Source organism: Microvirga sp. ACRRW (genome assembly GCF_022346925.1).
In the GTDB taxonomy this organism is placed as follows: Bacteria; Pseudomonadota; Alphaproteobacteria; order Rhizobiales; family Beijerinckiaceae; genus Microvirga.
The window spans coordinates 68,563-84,966 of sequence record NZ_JAKRNJ010000004.1 but is presented as its reverse complement, the minus strand read 5'-3'; the positions used below and the strand labels follow the sequence as shown (position 1 = coordinate 84,966).

General features: G+C 63.0%; 19 protein-coding genes. 7 read left to right on the top strand and 12 right to left on the bottom strand.

The window, feature by feature from the left end:
- The first annotated feature begins 22 nt into the window (after window positions 1-22).
- Window positions 23-1,057, top strand: a complete 1,035-nt coding sequence (locus MHY87_RS10635) for an alpha/beta fold hydrolase (RefSeq protein ID WP_239351640.1) — start codon at window positions 23-25, stop codon at window positions 1,055-1,057.
- Between the two features lie 9 nt (window positions 1,058-1,066).
- Here the strand turns inward: MHY87_RS10635 and hrcA are convergent, their stop codons facing one another.
- Window positions 1,067-2,158, bottom strand: coding sequence for a heat-inducible transcriptional repressor HrcA (gene hrcA / locus MHY87_RS10630; RefSeq protein WP_239351638.1), 1,092 nt, complete (start codon window positions 2,156-2,158; stop codon window positions 1,067-1,069).
- A 144-nt stretch (window positions 2,159-2,302) separates the two neighbouring features.
- Here hrcA and rph point away from each other — a divergent pair, with 144 nt between their 5' ends.
- Both rph and MHY87_RS10620 read left to right on the top strand, forming a co-directional pair.
- Entirely contained in the window at window positions 2,303-3,016 is a 714-nt protein-coding gene (rph, locus tag MHY87_RS10625; protein WP_239351636.1) for a ribonuclease PH, read from the top strand.
- Complete coding sequence (locus MHY87_RS10620; RefSeq protein WP_239351634.1) at window positions 3,016-3,654, top strand: non-canonical purine NTP pyrophosphatase; 639 nt, start codon at window positions 3,016-3,018, stop codon at window positions 3,652-3,654. Before rph ends, MHY87_RS10620 begins: the two co-directional genes overlap by 1 nt.
- 165 nt (window positions 3,655-3,819) lie before the next feature.
- Here MHY87_RS10620 and MHY87_RS10615 read toward each other — a convergent pair whose 3' ends face one another.
- Window positions 3,820-4,293 carry a DUF2852 domain-containing protein gene (locus MHY87_RS10615; protein WP_239351632.1) on the bottom strand — a complete coding sequence of 158 codons (474 nt, stop codon included), beginning with the start codon at window positions 4,291-4,293 and terminating at the stop codon, window positions 3,820-3,822.
- A 149-nt stretch (window positions 4,294-4,442) separates the two neighbouring features.
- Window positions 4,443-5,123 carry a TetR/AcrR family transcriptional regulator gene (locus MHY87_RS10610; protein WP_239351631.1) on the bottom strand — a complete coding sequence of 227 codons (681 nt, stop codon included), beginning with the start codon at window positions 5,121-5,123 and terminating at the stop codon, window positions 4,443-4,445.
- A 174-nt stretch (window positions 5,124-5,297) separates the two neighbouring features.
- Here MHY87_RS10610 and hemW point away from each other — a divergent pair, with 174 nt between their 5' ends.
- Window positions 5,298-6,458 (top strand): radical SAM family heme chaperone HemW, encoded by a 1,161-nt coding sequence (gene hemW / locus MHY87_RS10605; RefSeq protein ID WP_239351630.1) that lies wholly within the window; start codon window positions 5,298-5,300, stop codon window positions 6,456-6,458.
- Between the two features lie 116 nt (window positions 6,459-6,574).
- Here hemW and gshB read toward each other — a convergent pair whose 3' ends face one another.
- Window positions 6,575-7,522 carry a glutathione synthase gene (gene gshB / locus MHY87_RS10600; protein ID WP_239351629.1) on the bottom strand — a complete coding sequence of 316 codons (948 nt, stop codon included), beginning with the start codon at window positions 7,520-7,522 and terminating at the stop codon, window positions 6,575-6,577.
- A gap of 161 nt (window positions 7,523-7,683) precedes the next feature.
- Between gshB and MHY87_RS10595 the strand changes: the two genes are divergently transcribed.
- The gene (locus MHY87_RS10595) at window positions 7,684-8,553 is read left to right on the top strand and encodes a lipid kinase (protein WP_239351628.1); all 870 of its coding nucleotides are present in this window, start codon (window positions 7,684-7,686) and stop codon (window positions 8,551-8,553) included.
- Between the two features lie 100 nt (window positions 8,554-8,653).
- On the opposite strand, the gene MHY87_RS10590 is transcribed toward MHY87_RS10595, so the two are convergent.
- A complete protein-coding gene (locus tag MHY87_RS10590) occupies window positions 8,654-8,863 on the bottom strand; it encodes a DUF1127 domain-containing protein (protein ID WP_239351627.1) in 210 nt (69 codons plus the stop codon).
- A gap of 103 nt (window positions 8,864-8,966) precedes the next feature.
- Between MHY87_RS10590 and MHY87_RS10585 the strand changes: the two genes are divergently transcribed.
- On the top strand, window positions 8,967-9,839 hold the full coding sequence (locus tag MHY87_RS10585; RefSeq protein WP_239351626.1) for a LysR family transcriptional regulator: 873 nt from the start codon (window positions 8,967-8,969) through the stop codon (window positions 9,837-9,839).
- Between the two features lie 12 nt (window positions 9,840-9,851).
- On the opposite strand, the gene MHY87_RS10580 is transcribed toward MHY87_RS10585, so the two are convergent.
- Genes MHY87_RS10580 through rsmI form a run of 3 tightly spaced genes read right to left on the bottom strand, consistent with a single transcriptional unit; the run spans window position 9,852 to window position 11,615 of the window.
- Window positions 9,852-10,292, bottom strand: a complete 441-nt coding sequence (locus tag MHY87_RS10580) for a hypothetical protein (protein WP_239351625.1) — start codon at window positions 10,290-10,292, stop codon at window positions 9,852-9,854.
- Between the two features lie 10 nt (window positions 10,293-10,302).
- Complete coding sequence (locus MHY87_RS10575) at window positions 10,303-10,680, bottom strand: YraN family protein (protein ID WP_239351623.1); 378 nt, start codon at window positions 10,678-10,680, stop codon at window positions 10,303-10,305.
- Window positions 10,677-11,615, bottom strand: a complete 939-nt coding sequence (rsmI, locus tag MHY87_RS10570) for a 16S rRNA (cytidine(1402)-2'-O)-methyltransferase (RefSeq protein WP_239351621.1) — start codon at window positions 11,613-11,615, stop codon at window positions 10,677-10,679. The genes MHY87_RS10575 and rsmI overlap by 4 nt, the downstream gene beginning before the upstream one ends.
- 106 nt (window positions 11,616-11,721) lie before the next feature.
- On the opposite strand from rsmI, the gene MHY87_RS10565 reads away from it, so the two are divergent.
- Window positions 11,722-13,059, top strand: a complete 1,338-nt coding sequence (locus MHY87_RS10565; RefSeq protein ID WP_239351619.1) for a penicillin-binding protein activator — start codon at window positions 11,722-11,724, stop codon at window positions 13,057-13,059.
- A 10-nt stretch (window positions 13,060-13,069) separates the two neighbouring features.
- Here the strand turns inward: MHY87_RS10565 and MHY87_RS10560 are convergent, their stop codons facing one another.
- The 4 genes from MHY87_RS10560 to MHY87_RS10545 are packed head-to-tail and all read right to left on the bottom strand — an operon-like array spanning window position 13,070 to window position 16,233.
- Window positions 13,070-13,579 carry an OsmC family protein gene (locus MHY87_RS10560; protein ID WP_239351617.1) on the bottom strand — a complete coding sequence of 170 codons (510 nt, stop codon included), beginning with the start codon at window positions 13,577-13,579 and terminating at the stop codon, window positions 13,070-13,072.
- A 16-nt stretch (window positions 13,580-13,595) separates the two neighbouring features.
- Window positions 13,596-14,384, bottom strand: a complete 789-nt coding sequence (locus MHY87_RS10555) for an ABC transporter ATP-binding protein (protein ID WP_239351616.1) — start codon at window positions 14,382-14,384, stop codon at window positions 13,596-13,598.
- Entirely contained in the window at window positions 14,384-15,238 is an 855-nt protein-coding gene (locus tag MHY87_RS10550) for an ABC transporter permease (protein WP_239351615.1), read from the bottom strand. The genes MHY87_RS10555 and MHY87_RS10550 overlap by 1 nt, the downstream gene beginning before the upstream one ends.
- A gap of 20 nt (window positions 15,239-15,258) precedes the next feature.
- Window positions 15,259-16,233: an aliphatic sulfonate ABC transporter substrate-binding protein gene (locus tag MHY87_RS10545; protein ID WP_239351613.1), complete on the bottom strand. Its 975-nt coding sequence runs from the start codon at window positions 16,231-16,233 to the stop codon at window positions 15,259-15,261.
- Window positions 16,234-16,404 lie beyond the last annotated feature (171 nt).

The window sequence follows — 16,404 nt, the reverse complement described above, 5'->3', positions numbered from 1 at the left end:
CGGATCGATCTGAAGGCCAATCATGAAACCTGCTCTTTCTCTATTTGCCCTGGCGTTTTTCGGCGCCGTTCCAAACGCCGAGGCTACCGAGACCGTCGGCTTCCGCACGCTCTCCGTCCTGGCGCCGGAGCGCGGATCGGATCTCTCCGTTTCCGTATGGTATCCGGCAGGCGAAGGCGGCCAAATTACCCTCGTCGGAGATAACCTCCTCTTCCGAGGTGTCGCCGCGATGAGAAATGCATCTCCTACGGAAGGCCGCCTCCCGCTTGTGCTGCTTTCTCACGGATCCGGCGGCAATGCGCCGAATCTCAGTTGGCTTGCATCGCATCTGGCCGGGCAGGGTTTCGTCGTCGCGGCGCCGAACCATCCAGGCAGTACATCCGGCGATGCAGCGCAGGCTTCGACTATCAGGATCTGGAATCGCCCCGCCGATATGTCCGCCGTACTCACAGCGATAATGACTGATGCGACGTTCGGCGTCCGCATCGACCCGGACAGGATCGGCGTGGTTGGGTTTTCACTGGGCGGACATACGGCGCTTGCGCTTGCAGGGGCGCGGGCCGACGCCGAAACTTATGCGAGCTATTGCGAAGGAAATGCCGCAGGCCCCGAATGCGCCTGGTTCGTTCGGGGCGGCGTGAATTTCCGCGCGCTGGACAAGGAGCGCTTCAACCGTTCCAACCTGGACGAGCGCATCAAGAGCGTGATCGCAGTGGATCCAGCGATGGCGCAGGCCTACCGACCGGAGAGTCTGGCCGCGATTGCCGTTCCAACCCACATCATCAATCTCGGGCGCCCGGGCTGGATCATCCCTGCCGTCGAAGGATCGAAGCTCGCGCGAAGCATTCCAGGAGGTGGATATGATGCGGTCCCCGACGCTTCCCATTTTTCCTTCCTGGGCGAATGCAAGCCTGAGGGGCCGGAGCTTCTGAAGGCGGAGGGCGATGAAGATCCCTTGTGCGAGGATGGCGGAGCGCGGCCGCGCGCGGCGATTCATGCGCAATTGGCGGATAGAATTGCGGCCATCTTCTCGCGAGATCTGAAGAAACGGCCTTGAGGCGTCTCGTCAGCGTCCCTGTTCGAGGATGCGCGAAATCACCTTCGCCGTGTAATCCACCATCGGCACGATGCGGGCGTAGTTCAGCCGCGTCGGGCCGATGACGCCGAGTACGCCGACGATCTTCTGGCTGCCGTCCCTGAAGGGGGCTGCGATCATCGAGGAGCCGGAGAGCGAAAACAGTTTGTTCTCCGACCCGATGAAGATGCGAACGCCTTCGCCGCCTTCCGCGCGGCTGAGCAGGTCGATCACGTCTGTCTGTGTTTCGAGATCGGAGAAGAGCAGGCGAATGCGCTCCAGGTCGTCCGCCGCCTTCAGATCGTCGAGCAGGTTCGCCTGTCCGCGCACGATGAGCTGGCGCGAGTCCGCCGGGCCGACCGTGGTGGCGAGTCCCGCTTCCACGAGCTTGGCGGTGAGCGTGTCGAGCTCTCGCTCCATCTCGCCGCGTCGCGTCTCGATCTCCTGCTTGAGATCGCCGAGGGTCTTGCCCTGGATGCGAGCGTTGAGAAAGTTTCCGGCCTCGATCAGCGCGCCTGCGGGCAGGCCCAGGGGCAGGTCGAGAAGCCGGTTCTCCACGGAGCCGTCCTCCGAGACCAGCACCACGAGCGAGCGGGCGGGATCGAGGCGCACGAACTCGATATGCTTGAGGCGCGCATTGGATTTCGACGTCACCACCACGCCAGCGCCGCGCGAGACGCCCGACAGCAGCGCCGAGGCCTCGGCAAGCGCCGTTTCCATGGTGTGTCCGCTGGCTGCGGCCCGCATCTGCGCTTCGATCCGCGTCCGCTCGTCGGCGGTCACGTCGCCGATCTCCAACATGGCATCCACGAAGAAACGCAGGCCGATTTCCGTCGGCAGACGTCCGGCGCTGGTATGGGGCGCGAAGATCAGCCCCGCCGCCTCCAGATCCGCCATGACGTTGCGGATCGAGGCCGGGGAGAGCGTCATCGGCAGGAGCCGCGAGAGATGGCGCGAGCCCACGGGCTCGCCGGTCACGAGATAACTCTCGACGATCTGGCGGAAGATTTCGCGTGAACGGTCGTTCAGCTCCGCGATGGCGCGGGCGTCCGACAGATTCGAGAAGGAGCCGGTTGCGTGCATGGAAGGGTTCTACGCTTTCACAATTCCACCCTGCAAGTCAGCATTATGTGCGGATGAAAGGTGCTTTAGGCAAGGCTTGAGCTTGCCTAAAGGGCTTCGTGGCCTCAAACAGGCCTCCTGACAAGCCTCATGGAGATTTCGATCATGCGTCCTTCCAACCGCGCCCCCGACGAACTGCGTCCCGTGACCCTGGAGCGGAGCGTCGCGCGCTACGCGGAAGGCTCCTGCCTCGTCTCCTTCGGCAATACCAAGGTGCTGTGCACGGCCTCGCTCGAGGAAAAAGGTCCGCCGTGGCTGCGCGGCACAGGCAAGGGCTGGGTGACGGCGGAATATTCCATGCTGCCCCGCGCCACCCATGAGCGCACAAGGCGCGAGGTCAATTCCGGCAAGCCTTCGGGCCGCACCCAGGAGATCCAGCGCCTCATCGGCCGCTCGCTTCGCGCCGTCGTGAACCTGCCTGCCATCGGTGAACGGCAGATCGTGCTCGATTGCGACGTGATCCAGGCCGACGGCGGCACCCGCACCGCCTCGATCACGGGCGCATGGGTTGCCCTGCACGAGTGCTTCACCTGGATGCAGAACCGCTCGATCATTTCCATCAATCCGCTGCGCGAGCCGGTCGCCGCCATCTCCTGCGGCATCTATCAGGGCACGCCGGTCCTCGATCTTGATTACGCGGAGGATTCAGCCGCCGAGACGGATGCGAACTTCGTCATCACAGGCTCCGGCGGCATCGTGGAAGTGCAGGGCACGGCGGAAGGAAAGCCCTTCTCCGAAGAGGAATTCCTGAGCCTGCTGCGCCTCGCTAAGGCGGGTGTTGCGCAACTGGTCGATTTGCAGAAGAAGGCGGTTGCCTGATGCAGCGCCGTCCTCTCGCCGGCAAAGTCGTCATCGCCACGCATAATGCGGGCAAGCTGCGCGAAATGCAGGAACTGCTTGCGCCGTTCGGCATCGAAGCCGTGTCGGCAGGCGAACTGGGCCTGCCGGTGCCCGACGAGACGGGGCACATGTTCGCCGAAAACGCCGCCATCAAGGCGCATGCGGCAGCAAAGGCAACAGGTCTGCCTGCGCTCTCCGACGATTCCGGCCTGTGCGTTCATGCGCTCGATGGAGCGCCGGGATTGTTCACGGCGGATTGGGCCGGTCCGAACAAGGATTTTTACGCCGCCATGGAGCGCGTGCATCGCGAAATGCAGAAGCGCGAAGCGACCGACAATCGGGCGCATTTCGTTTCCGCCCTCGTCATCGCCTGGCCCGACGGGCATGAGGAGTTGTTCGAGGGGCGCGTGTTCGGAGAGGCCGTTTGGCCGCCGCGCGGCGAGAAGGGGTTCGGCTACGATCCCATGTTCCAGCCGGACGGTTTCACGCAGACCTTCGGTGAACTGTCGTCGGATGAAAAGCACGGCATCGACTGGTCGAAGCCGCAGCCGGAAGGCCTCTCGCATCGCGCACGTGCTTTCGTGAAGCTCGCGGCGGGGTGTTTGAAGAAGGCGTAGCGCTTCGCAAGCCTGACGCGTCATCACCGGCCTCGTACCGGTGACCTCGATGGATTGAGATGCATCGCCTTTCAGCGCCGAGATGGCCGGAACAAGCCCGGCCATGACGCGAGGAGCAACTTAAAAGCAGAAGCGCCCGGAAGGGCGCTTCTTTTGTTTTCAAGCTTAAGCGTTCGTCGGGCCGTTGCCGCGACGCTTGGCCATGAAGGCGTCGAACTCCTCCCGGTCCTTGGCGCGCTTCAGCTCTTCCACGAAGTTGCGGAACTCGCGGGCTTCCTCGTCGAGCTTGCGGCGCTCTTCCTCGAGGCGCTCAAGTTCGCTGCGGCGGTAATCGTCGAAGGCCGCGTTGCCGGAGCCGGCATAGCCGAAGCCGTTGGAGCGGCGCGCGCCGAAGATGTCCTCGGAGGCGCGGCCGACGGTGTCGCGGAAGAAGGCTTTCGCCTCATCGTATTTCGGATATCCACACATTTTCCACACCAGGTAGGCCAGCGCGAGCGGCCAGGCAAAGATGAAGCCCAGGATGATGACGGCGATCTCCAGACCGCGTCGGGGGGAGCGCCCGCAGCGACGGTGAGCGCCATTGTTCCAAGGTCCCGCATGAGGGCCCTGATTCCAGGCGGTTGAAGCAGAGTCAGGCATCGTTGGGTCTCGCTATGTTAATGCTAACAACATTAACATGCGGATCGATTTTGGCTCTTTCAAGGGAAGGAAGGTCGGTTTTTTTGGAAGAGGCCTGCCTTGGAGATGCCTGTTGGTCGCTGAGTACGCCCAAGCCGAGCAGGGGAGGGTTATTGGACCTTGGCTTCCGGCCTGTCCTTCAGGGCGCCATGGACGAGGGCCAAAACACCGGCGCGCAAAAGCTCGTACTTGTCCGGCAGGCCCGGACCCTTGGGAAGCTGCCCTGCGGCGTCCAGGGTGGCAATGCCGTGGGAGAGGGCCCAGACCTCCAGGGCGATGAAGCGCACGTCCACGTTCTGGAAGCCCTCGGGATAGGTCTTCATGAGCGCCTCTACCAGGTAATCGAAGGCGGTATTGGCGCGCTCAGGAGCAGCCGCAGCCTTGTCGGAAGAGCCCTTGCCCCAGGGGCCGCAATTCTCGCCTTCAGCGGTTGGCTTGGCTGAGAACATGGCGGCATAGAAGCCCGGCTCCTGCTCCGCGAAGGCGAGATAGGCCTCGCCCATGCGGGTGAAACGCTCCCGGGGCGTGCCGTCGCTCTGCAGGGCCTTGCCGAGCCGCTTGGCGAGCTCGTCGAAGCCCCGGAACGCCACTTCCGCCACCAAGGCTTCCCGGCCTCGGAAATGGCGGTAGAGGGCTGCGGGCGTCACGCCCACGAGCTTGGCGGCATCGGCCAGGGTAAAACCGCCAAGGCCACGCTCGGCAATGAAGCGCTGCGCCGCTTCTATCAGCGCCTCCTTCAGATTGCCGTGGTGATAGCCCTGCCGGTCGAACGGGCCGCGCCAATGCCGCATGATGGGTCCTTTGAACTCTGCTCTTAGCGATCTTAAGTCCCCGCCTCGGGAGAGGCTAGGGCGCAGACCTCATGAGAGGTGAACAACCCATGCAGGGAGAGGTTCAGACAAAAATGATTCGCTGCGGCAAGGGCTGACCGTGACCTTTCCCCGAAGACCTGCCATATACGCCCCATGATCGATCATCCGACGCGCGATGTGGGCTTTGGCGTTTACGTCCATTGGCCCTTTTGTGCCTCCAAATGCCCCTATTGCGACTTCAACAGCCATGTCCGCCACCAGCCGGTGGATCAGGAGCGGTTCCTTGCGGCTTTCAAACGCGAGATCGCACACACGGCGGCGCGCATTCCAGGGCGCACGGTCACCAGCATCTTCTTCGGCGGCGGCACGCCCTCGCTCATGAAGCCGGAAACGGTGGGCGCGATCCTCGACGCCATCGGCGGCGCGTGGGGCATCGACGCCAATGCCGAGGTCACGCTTGAGGCTAATCCCACCAGCGTGGAGGCCGAGCGCTTTCGCGGCTACCGTGCTGCCGGCATCAACCGCGTGTCCCTCGGCGTGCAGGCGTTGAATGATCCGGATTTGCGCCAGTTGGGCCGCATGCATTCAGTGGAGGAAGCGCTCGCCGCTGTGAAGATCGCTGCGTCCATTTTCGACCGCTATTCCTACGACCTCATCTATGCGCGTCCCGGCCACACGCCCGAGGCATGGGCCGCCGAGTTGAAACAGGCCATCGGCTATGCGGTGGAGCATCTTTCGCTCTACCAGCTCACCATCGAGCCCGGCACCTGGTTCCAGCGCCTGTATGATGCAGGCAAGATCACCGTGCCGGACGAGGAGACGGGCCGTGCGCTCTACGACATCACGCAGGAAACCTGCGAGAAGCATGGGCTGCCCGCTTACGAGATTTCGAACCATGCGCGGCCCGGCGCGGAATCGCGGCACAACTTGCTTTATTGGCGCTACGGCGAATATGCAGGCATCGGCCCTGGCGCGCATGGACGCTTGGTGACAGGCAATGCGCGGCTTGCGACATCGACGGAAAAACATCCCGAGACGTGGCTCGAGCATGTGGAGCGCGAAGGTCACGGCGTGATCGAGGAGGAGGTGCTCACCTCCGAGGCCGAGGGTGACGAGTTCCTCCTCATGGGGCTGCGCCTGAAGGAAGGCATCGATCCGCGCCGATTTGAGGCCTTCACTGGAAAGCCGTTGAACGAACGCGGCCTGCGCATCATGCGGGAAGAAGGGCTCGTTCGTATCGACGGTTCACGACTTGCGGTGACAGAAAAGGGCTTCCCGGTTCTCAACGCGGTCATCGCGGAACTGGCGGCTTAAAGGCCTGCCGTCATCCCGGGGATGCGTAGCAGAACCCGGGATCGCGTGAGGAGAATGGCGCCCTATTCTAAAAACGATCCCGGATCTTCGCTATGCTCCGTCCGGGATGACGCCTGTCAATTCCGCTTCACCTTGCTCTCGATCGCATCCCACACCGTCACCGCAAGGTCCGGCCCGCCGAGGCGCTTGATGGCGCGGATGCCTGTCGGCGCCGTCACGTTGATCTCGGTGAGGTTGCCGTCGATCACGTCGATGCCCACAAGAATGAGGCCCATGCGCTTGAGATCGGGGCCGATGGTCTCGCAGATTTCGCGCTCGCGCGGCGAGAGATCAGTCGGCTTTGCGGCGCCTCCGCGCACCATGTTGGAGCGGATGTCGTTCGGCGCCGGTACGCGGTTGATCGCGCCTGCGGCTTCACCGTCGATGAGGATGATGCGCTTGTCACCTTCCGTGATCTTCGGCAGGAAACGCTGGATCACCCAGGGCTCGCGGAACAGGTTGGCGAAGAGATCGTAGAGCGAGCCGAAATTCGGATCCTCGCGACCGACCTTGAACACGCTCGCGCCGCCATGGCCGTAGAGCGGCTTCATCACCACATCGCCATGCTCGCGGCGGAACTCCTCGATTTCCGCCTTGTCGCGTGAGATCAGTGTCGGCGGCATGAGATGCGGGAACTGCGTGACGAAGATCTTCTCCGGCGCATTGCGCACATGCATCGGATCGTTCACCACGAGGGTCTTTGGGTGGATGCGCTCTAGGAAATGCGTGGCTGTGATGTAGGCGAGATCGAAGGGCGGGTCCTGGCGCATCAGCACAACGTCGACATTCGAGAGATCGACGCGCTCCTGAGAGCCAAGCGTGAAGTGGTTGCCCTCCTCGTCACGCAATTCGGTAGGCTCGGCTGCCGCGATCACCTTGCCGTCGCGAAGCGACAGGCGGTCAGGAGTGTAGTGGAGGATCTGATGGCCTCTCCGTTGTGCCTCGAGCAACAGCGCAAAGCCCGTATCGCCTGCGATCTTGATGCTGTTGATGTGATCCATCTGGATCGCGACGGTGAGGGTCATGCTTCAGCCTCCTTGGGAAGCGGGTTTATTGGACTGTTTCTTGAGGAAGGCAACTCTTACGTAGTCGGAATGAACGAAAAAGAGGCAAGGGTGTTATCGAATAGCCTCGCTTCGGAGGTCAGCCCTTGCAGATAAGCCCAAGCTTCCACATCTGATAGGCCATGTCACGCCGCGCCCTCCTCATCATCAATACCAAGAGCCGAAGCGGCGAAGCCCAAGCGAAGGCAGCCATCGAGGCCCTCGAGTCCCATGCAATCGAGCCCGTTCAAGTGGAATGCGGGCGCCGGGAGGATCTGTCGCCTCTGATCGTGAAATATAAGCACGAGGTGGATTGCGCCGTTGTCGGTGGTGGCGATGGAACGCTGAACGCCGCAGCCTTCGGCGTGATCGAGGCCGGGTTGCCGCTCGGAATCCTGCCTTTGGGCACGGCGAACGATCTGGCCAGGACCCTGGGCGTGCCGTTCGATCTCGATGGTGCCGCGCAAATCATTGCCGATGGCCACACCCGCAAGATCGATCTGGGTGTCGTGAACGGCCAGCCTTTCTTCAACGTCGCGAGCATCGGTCTTTCGGCCGAACTGGCGCAGAAGCTGACGCGCGACATCAAGCGCCGCTTCGGGCGTCTTGGTTATGCGCTGGTGGCCATGAACGTCTTGGCGCATGCCAAGCCTTTCCGCGCGACGATCATGAGCGAAACAGAGACCGCGCGCGTGAAAACCTTGCAGATCGCGGTGGGCAACGGACGCTTCTATGGCGGCGGCAATGCGGTAGAGAAGGATGCAGCCATCGACGACCAGCATCTCGATCTCTACAGCCTGGAATTCGAGCGCGCCTGGAAACTGGCCTTCATGGCACGCTCTTTCCGATATGGTGAGCACGGCGCCTGGAGCGAGGTACGGGCGATCCGCGCGCAGGAATTCGACATCCGCACGAGGCGTCCGAGACCCGTCAACGCGGATGGCGAAATCGTGACCCAGACGCCCGCGCATTTCTCCATCAGGCCCTCCGCCGTGACGGTGTTCGCGCCTTAGCGTATGGTACGGCCCGTTGTGCTGCTTAAACGATGCGCCCTCTATAGGCTTGAGCATCGGATGTGTCTCAACGGTGCAAGTCCACTGTTGGGTCCGATGCTTAGCACCGTCCGTGGCGAACCGCGTCCTCGATGCCACCGGACCCGAGGCCAATGTCGTGAAGCGCGGCATCATCCAAAGCCGCCACTTCCCGCATGGCGCGACGGAGGCGGATCTCCCGCATGACGGCCGAGACGAGGTTCCTGAAGGCGGAAGACCGGGCCGGGGAGGTCTCATAGGTCTCGGTGCAGGTGTTTGAAAGGGCTGACATGGCGCTCTCCTTGAGTTGATGAGGAGATTATGGGATTACCCCTTGCATAAGTAAAACGAATGTTCATTATGTCGAGAATAATGGTTGATTATGGAGATGCCCCATGCCCCGCAATCTCGACGTCAGCCTTCTGAGGGCCTTCGTGGCCGTGGTGGATACGGGTGGCATGACCGCAGCCGCAGGCGTCCTCAACCTCACCCAGGCCGCTGTCAGCCAGCAGATCAAGCGGCTCGAGGAGATGCTCGGCGAGGAGCTGATCACCCGGGACAGGCGGGGGATGACCCTGACGAATGCAGGCGAGCGCCTGTTCGGGCGCGCCAAGCGCTTGCTCGCCATGAACGACGAGATCTGGACCGAGATGACGACGCCGGAATTCGAGGGTGAGATCCGCCTCGGCATTCCGAGCGACATCATTACCACTTATCTGCCAGCCTTCCTGAAGGACTTCGCCCGCAGCTATCCGCGCGTGCAGATTTCACTCAACAGTGGATCGAGTGCGGAGCTGCGCGCGAAGCTGGCTGCGGGAAAGATCGACGTCGTGATGGCCACCGAACTTGCCTGCGATGCGGATGGCGAGAACCTCGTGATGGATCGCCTCGTCTGGGTCGGCGCGCGTGGCGGCGAGGCGGGGTGGAAACGCCCGCTCCCTGTTTCCATCGGCTGTTCCGATTGCGCATTTCGCGCGCCCATTCGAGAGGCGTTGCAGAAAGCCGGCATTGAATGGCGCTCGGTGTTCGATTCCACCAATACATCGGCTCAAGTTGCGACCATTGCCGCCGACACCGCCGTGATGGCCTGGATGGCATCCACCGTGCCGCATGCGCTGGAGGTGCTGGGACCCGACACGGGCTTGCCGTTGCTCCCGCCCTTCATGGTCAATCTCTACTTGCCGAAAGGCGGCGGCAATCACATCGTGCAGGAAATGGCGCGCTTCATCCGCGATGCGGTGCGCGATCCGAGGAAGATCGCCGCTTAAGAAAGATGCGGCTCACTCGACAAAGAGACAGGCCAAGCCATTGCCCTCTGAAACGGCGCCTTCGATGAATTGTTTCAGGTCGGAGTAAAAGGCATTTAGACCTTCGGAAATCTCTTCCCGGTCATCCTCAGCAATCCAGGCTGCCGTTTGAAGCAACTGCTCGGGCGAGGTCTCAGAGAGAATACGTGAAATCTCTGCTGCTTTTTTGGCTGAGACAAAGCCCATGTAGCAATCCGACCCGTCCCATTCCGCCAGCCCTCCAGCCGGCCCGAACTCGCCATTGGCGAGATAGCGCAAGGCATCCGAACGGCCTTCGAAGATTCTTTCCAGGAATGCCTGCTCGAGATCGATAGAATCGTTGAGCGCATCGTCGGGGACGGTCTCGAACGTGGCGTTTGGGTTCTCTGCAAGCCAAGCGCTATCGACAGCGTAGAGCGTATAGTTGGCAGTCATTGAAAGGCCCTTAGGTTATTTCTAGTTCGAACGCCGATACGATGTGCTGCGGCCAGCGCTTTGGTGCGATGAACACCGCATCCGCGCGCCATGTCTTGCTCTGCGCATGCGGATAGCGCGACAGCCACGCCCGCGCGGCGCGGGAAAAGCGCTGACGTTTGGTGGCGCTGATGGCGGCAAGCGCATCGTCCATTATCCCGCGCGCCTTCACCTCGACGAAGGCGATGGTGTCGCCACGCGTCATGATGAGATCGATCTCACCGCCTGCGGCCGCATAGCGCCGCGCAAGCGGGCGGTAGCCTTTCGCGACAAGGAACAGCAGCGCGATCCACTCGGCACGATGGCCGCGCAGAAACGTCGCCTTCCTTCGCTCAACGGCAGTTCTCATGCATCCCGTTTCGCGAGTTCGAGCGCGCGGGCATAGACCTCGCGCTTCGGCAGGCCGAGATCGGCGGCAACAATCGCCGCCGCATCCTTGATGGAATTGTTTTTGAGCGCGGCTTCGAGCTTGCCGTCGAGGGCGGCGTCGGCTTCCGCCGCATGCATCTCTTTTGTCGCTTCGCCGATCAGCACCACGATCTCGCCTTTCGGCGGCCCTTCCTCGGCGAATTGCGCGGCGAGCTCGGGCAGGGTGCCGCGCCGGATCGTCTCGAACATCTTCGTCAGTTCGCGCGCCACCACGGCCTGCCGTTCGCCCAACACATCGGCGGCATCGGCGAGCATTTCAGGCAGGCGATGCGGGCCTTCGAACAGCATCAGCGTGCCGGGAATGGACGCGATCTCCGCAAGCCGCGTCCGGCGCGCCGCGCTTTTCGGCGGCAGGAAACCCTCGAAGAAGAAGCGGTCGGTCGGCAGGCCCGAGGCGACAAGCGCGGTGAGCACGGCGGAGGGGCCGGGAATGGGCGTGACCGACAAACCCTCCTCGATGGCGGCCTGCACGAGCTTGTAGCCGGGATCGGACACGAGCGGCGTGCCCGCATCCGACACGAGTGCAAGCGCCTGGCCCTCGCGGACGCGATGCACCATGCGCTCGCGCACGGCATCGTTGGAATGCTCGTGATAGGCAACGAGGGGCGTGGTAATGCCGTAATGGGCGAGCAGCGTCTTCGTCACCCGCGTATCCTCGGCGAGGATCGCGTCGGCGGCGGCCAGCACGTTCAGCGCCCGGAAGGACACGTCCTGCAGGTTGCCGATCGGGGTCGCCACTACGTAGAGCCCCGGCGTCAGGGGCTTGGCCTCGGCGGCGAGGCCGAAGGCGGTGAAGGTGGCGGTGCGCTCACCCGGCTCGCGCCGCCTGGTCCGGTTGTCGATTCTCTGTGTCATTGCCGCCTACTTTCGCACGAACGCCCCACCTGGCGGAAGCAGCCTTCCCGCGCTGTCCCGCCGATCTTGGAAACAATGTTTACCTTTTAAGGCCAAGATTGGCTCCATGGTGCTGTTTCCCATATGGGGGGTGGAGATGGCGTGGTTCTTCGGGGCGATCAAGCAGGGTTTTAAAGGCCGTGCCGCCCTGGCTGTTTTGATGGCGGGGGCGCTTGCGCTTTCCGGGTGCATGGGATCGGGCCCGACGCGGCAGGCTCGCAAGAGCAAGCCTGCGCAGAGGGCCGTTGCTTCCCAGCCCATCGACAATCCCGAGATGGCCTCCGAGGGCATGCCCGCCGGAGAAGTTTTGGGTTCTCCCCTTGCAGGACCGGTCTCTGCTCCGCTGGGTGGCGCGACCATCGGCAATGGCCACGTGAAGGTAGCGCTGCTGCTGCCGCTGTCCGGTTCGTCTCAGGGCGCGATGGTTGCGCAGAGCATGCGCAATGCCGCCGATCTCGCGCTCAGTGAATTTCAGGGCTCCGATCTCTCCATTCTCGTGAAGGATGATCGCGGAACGCCGGAAGGCGCGCAGGCTGCGGCAAGTCAGGCTCTCAGTGAGGGTGCGCAGCTCATCATCGGCCCGCTCTTCGCAGGCTCCGTTCAGGCGGCGGGGCAGGTGGCGCGCCAAGCGGGCAAACCACTCATCGGCTTTTCCTCCGACCGCGCATCTGCCACGCAGGGTGTCTATCTCCTGAGCTTCATGGTGCAGGCGGAAGTCGACCGCATCATCGCCTATGCCGCCTCTCAGAACCGCCGTTCCATCGCGGCGCTTATTCCCGACACGGCCTATGGGCGCGTGGCGGAAACGCAATTGCGCGAAGCCGCCGTGGAGAACGGCATGCGCGTCGTTGCCATCGAGCGTTATCCCGCCGGACAGCCGCAGGGCGCGGTGCAACGCCTCGCGCAAGTCATCGGCGGTCCTGCGCCCCAAGTGGATGCGCTGTTCATTCCCGACAACGGGGACGGTCTGCCCACCGTCGCTCAGGCGTTGCAAACAATTCGCTTCAATGCGCAGAGGGTGCAGCCGCTCGGCACTGGCGTGTGGGACGAGGCGCGCGTATTCGGGCTGCCCGCTCTTCAGGGTGGCTGGTTTGCGGCTCCCGACAAGCGCGGATTCATGGATTTTGCGGCCCGCTACCGCGCGCGCTTCAACAACAATCCAGTGCGTCTCGCGACGCTTTCCTACGATGCGGTGACGCTCGCTGCGGCACTCGCCCGCATGCAGGGACCGCAGGCATTCAATGACAGCGTGCTCACGAACGGCGCAGGCTTTGCCGGAGCCGACGGGGTGTTCCGCTTCAACCCGAACGGCACCAACGACCGCGCTTTGACGGTGCAGCAAATTCAGGGCGGCACGGCTGCCGTAATCGACACCGCGCCTCGGGCCCTGATGGCGCATAACTGATCGCCGGACCTTACTTGCGCGTCAGCACCGCGCTCAAGTTAGGCTTGTTGTTGAGCGTCTGGAACACCACACAATAGCGCTCTGTCAGCTTGAGAAGTTGATCGATCTTCTCCTGCGGCGCGTCCGTGTCGATCTCGAAGGAGAGGCGGATGTCCCGGAAGCCCACGGGTGCCGTCTTGTCGACGCCGAGCGTTCCGCGGAAGTCGAGATCGCCCTCAGCCTTCACGGCGCCGTGGCGCAGGTCGATCTCGAGTGCGGTGGCAACGGCCTTCAGAGTCACGCCCGCGCAGGCGACGAGGGCTTCGAGCAACATGTCGCCCGAGCACAGTTCAGCGCCCGAGCCGCCGGTGGCCGGGTGCAGGCCCGCTACCGCGAGCGCGCGGCCGGTCTCGACCTTGCAGGCGATGTGCTGGTCATCGAGCGTGCCTTGCGCCTTCAGGGTAATGACGGCGGAATTTGGATCGCTGCGATATTGATCCTTCAGCGGCGCCTGAAGGGCGCGCAGTTCGGTCGAGTCCATGATGATTGTCCTTGTGCTACCACCACAACGCAGCTGCCTGACGGTCGCGTTCGCGCTGCGGCTGCTGATGTGATGGCTTGAGGGAATGATCGAGCGCCGTCAAGACGCGGCGCACGGATGTCTCGAAGGGAAGGTCAGTCTTGTCGCGCGGACGCGAGAGCGTGAGCGGCAGTTCATCGAAGATGCGTCCCGGCTTCGGTTGCATGACGATGGCGCGGTCAGCAAGCGTCACCGCTTCCTGCACGTCGTGCGTGACGAGAACGACGGTGGGCCGCGTCTCCTCCCATAAGGAGAGCAGATGCTCGTGCAGGCTCGCGCGGGTGAAGGCGTCGAGTGCTGAGAAGGGCTCGTCGAGAAGCAGCACTTTCGGGTTAGTCACGAAGGCACGCGCAATCGCCACGCGCTGTTGCTGCCCGCCGGAAAGATCGCGCGGCCAGCGCTTGGAATGCTCCGACAAGCCGATCTTCTCGAGTGCATGTTCGACGCGCGCTTTGCGCTCACCGGCGCTGATATGATCGAGGCCGAAGGCGATGTTCTCGAAAACCGACAGCCACGGCAGAAGGCGCGGCTCCTGGAACACGATTCCGACGGAAGGATGCGGGCCGGAGAGCACTTCGTCATCGAGCTTGATAGCGCCCGTGCTCGCGCGGTCGAGGCCGGCGATGAGGCGCAGAAGTGTGGTCTTGCCGCAGCCCGATCCACCGATCAGCGAGACGATCTCGCCTTCGCGCACGAAGAGATTGATGTCGGACAGGGCGCGCGTGCCGTCGGCGTAGACCTTGGAGAGGTGTTCGAGTTCGAGCATCAGAGGCGATCCCGCACAATATCCTGCCAGCGCACGAGCGGGCGGGTGGAAAGAATGAGCAGGCTGTCTGCGAGCTTGCCGAGCAGGGCGAAGGCGATGATGGCGGCCAGGATCTGATCGGGCTTGCCCATCTGTTGACCGTCGACGAGCAGATAGCCGAGGCCCTCGGACGCGCCCATGAATTCCGCGGCCACCACGAACATGAAGCCGAGGCCGAGGCCGGAACGCAGCGCGATCACGGCTTCGGGCAGAACGGCGGGAAGCAGGATGCGTCTGGCGAGCTTGAGGCGCGAGAGGCGGAACACATGGCCGACCTCGACGAGCTTGCGGTCGACGGACAGGATCGCGCTCGCGATGCCGAGATAGACCGGGAAGAACACGCCGACTGCAATGAGCGCGACTTTCGAGGCTTCGAAAATGCCGAGCCAGAGAATGAACAGCGGCACCCACGCGATGGATGGAATGGCGCGCAGTGCCTGCAGGGTCGGATCGAGCAGGCGGCGAATGGTTTCGCTGGAGCCGGAGAGCGCGCCGAGGACGATGCCAGCGACGGCGCCGAGAATGAAGCCTGTGAGAACACGCCAGAGCGTCGTCCACACATGGGTCCACAATTCGCCAGTTTCTGCGAGCGCGGAAAGCGTTGCGATGATGCGGCTCGGAGGTGGAACGAGGCGGCCTTGCGCAAGACCGAAACGGACAGCGGCCTCCCAGAGAAGAGCGATCGCGATAGGCAATAAAAAGCCGAGAAGGATGCGCCAATCGAAGACGCGTCGCTTCTCGGCAAGGGATGGGGCCGCGAGAGCGGCGGCACCCTGTTGGGAGGACCAGGCGGAAGTTACGATTTCGCCTGACACGGCGCTCTCCCGTGGTGAAGTCATTGTGCCGATGCGGTAGCGAACTGGCGGTCGATCAGAGCGTCGACGGTCGCCTTCACGTTGGTATCGGCGGGCACCACTCCGGCCTGCTGCAGGGCGATGCCCGCGGCGAGGATCGTGTCGGCCTGCGGCTGACCGATGGTGGAGTGGGTGAGTTCGGTGCGCTCCAGCTGACGATCGATCACCGCTTCCGGCAGCTTGGTGTAGGTTGCAAGAGACTTCTTCAGCTCGGCGGGATTGGCGAGCGCGTATTTGCGGGCCGCTTCATAGGCCTTCAGCACGCGGCCCACGAGCGCCGGATTGTCCTTGGCGAAAGTCTCGGACACGTTCAGCACGCCCCAGGTGTTGGCGGCCGCGTTGCGATAGAAGAGCTGCGCTCCGCTTTCCACTTCGGCTGCCGCCATCAGCGGATCGAGACCAGCCCAGGCATCCACGTCGCCACGCTCGAGAGCGGTGCGTCCGTCGGGATGCTGGAGCAGGACGAGCTTCACGTCCTTCTCGGTGAGCTTAGCCTCCTGCAGGGCGCGCACGAGGAAGATGTGCGGATCGGTGCCGCGGGTCACGGCGACACGCTTGCCCTTCAAATCCTCGACCTTTGCGATGCCCGTGTCCTTGCGGGTGACGAGCGCCGTCCATTCAGGGCGGGAATAGACATAGATCGACTTGATCGGGTTGCCGTTGATCTTGGCGATCAGGGCCGCAGCACCCGCCGTCGAGCCGAAATCGAGCGAGCCGGCGTTGAGGAACTCAAGCGCCTTGTTGGAGCCGAGCGACTGCACCCAGCGAACGGAAATGCCGTCCTTCTCCAGTTCCTTTTCCAGAAAGCCCTTGTCCTTCAGGACGAGGCTCACCGGATTGTAGGTGGCGAAGTCGATCTTGATCTCCTTCGGCTGCGCAATGGCGCCGCCGGTGGCGAGCACGGTCAGACCGGTAATAGCGGAAGCTGCAAGGAGGAGGCGGCGGGTCAGGCTCATTTTCGTCGTTCCCATGTTTGGCGCATGGGAGCTTGGACCTGAGGTCTTTAGGCGCCCAACGCTTTAGCTGCACTTGTTTCGCGCCCGCAAGCTGCTAGCTCAAATCGGCGCGTGTTCTTCTTATGAAACGTTTCGTTTCTTATGTCAAACGATATTTCTTATAAAGAACAC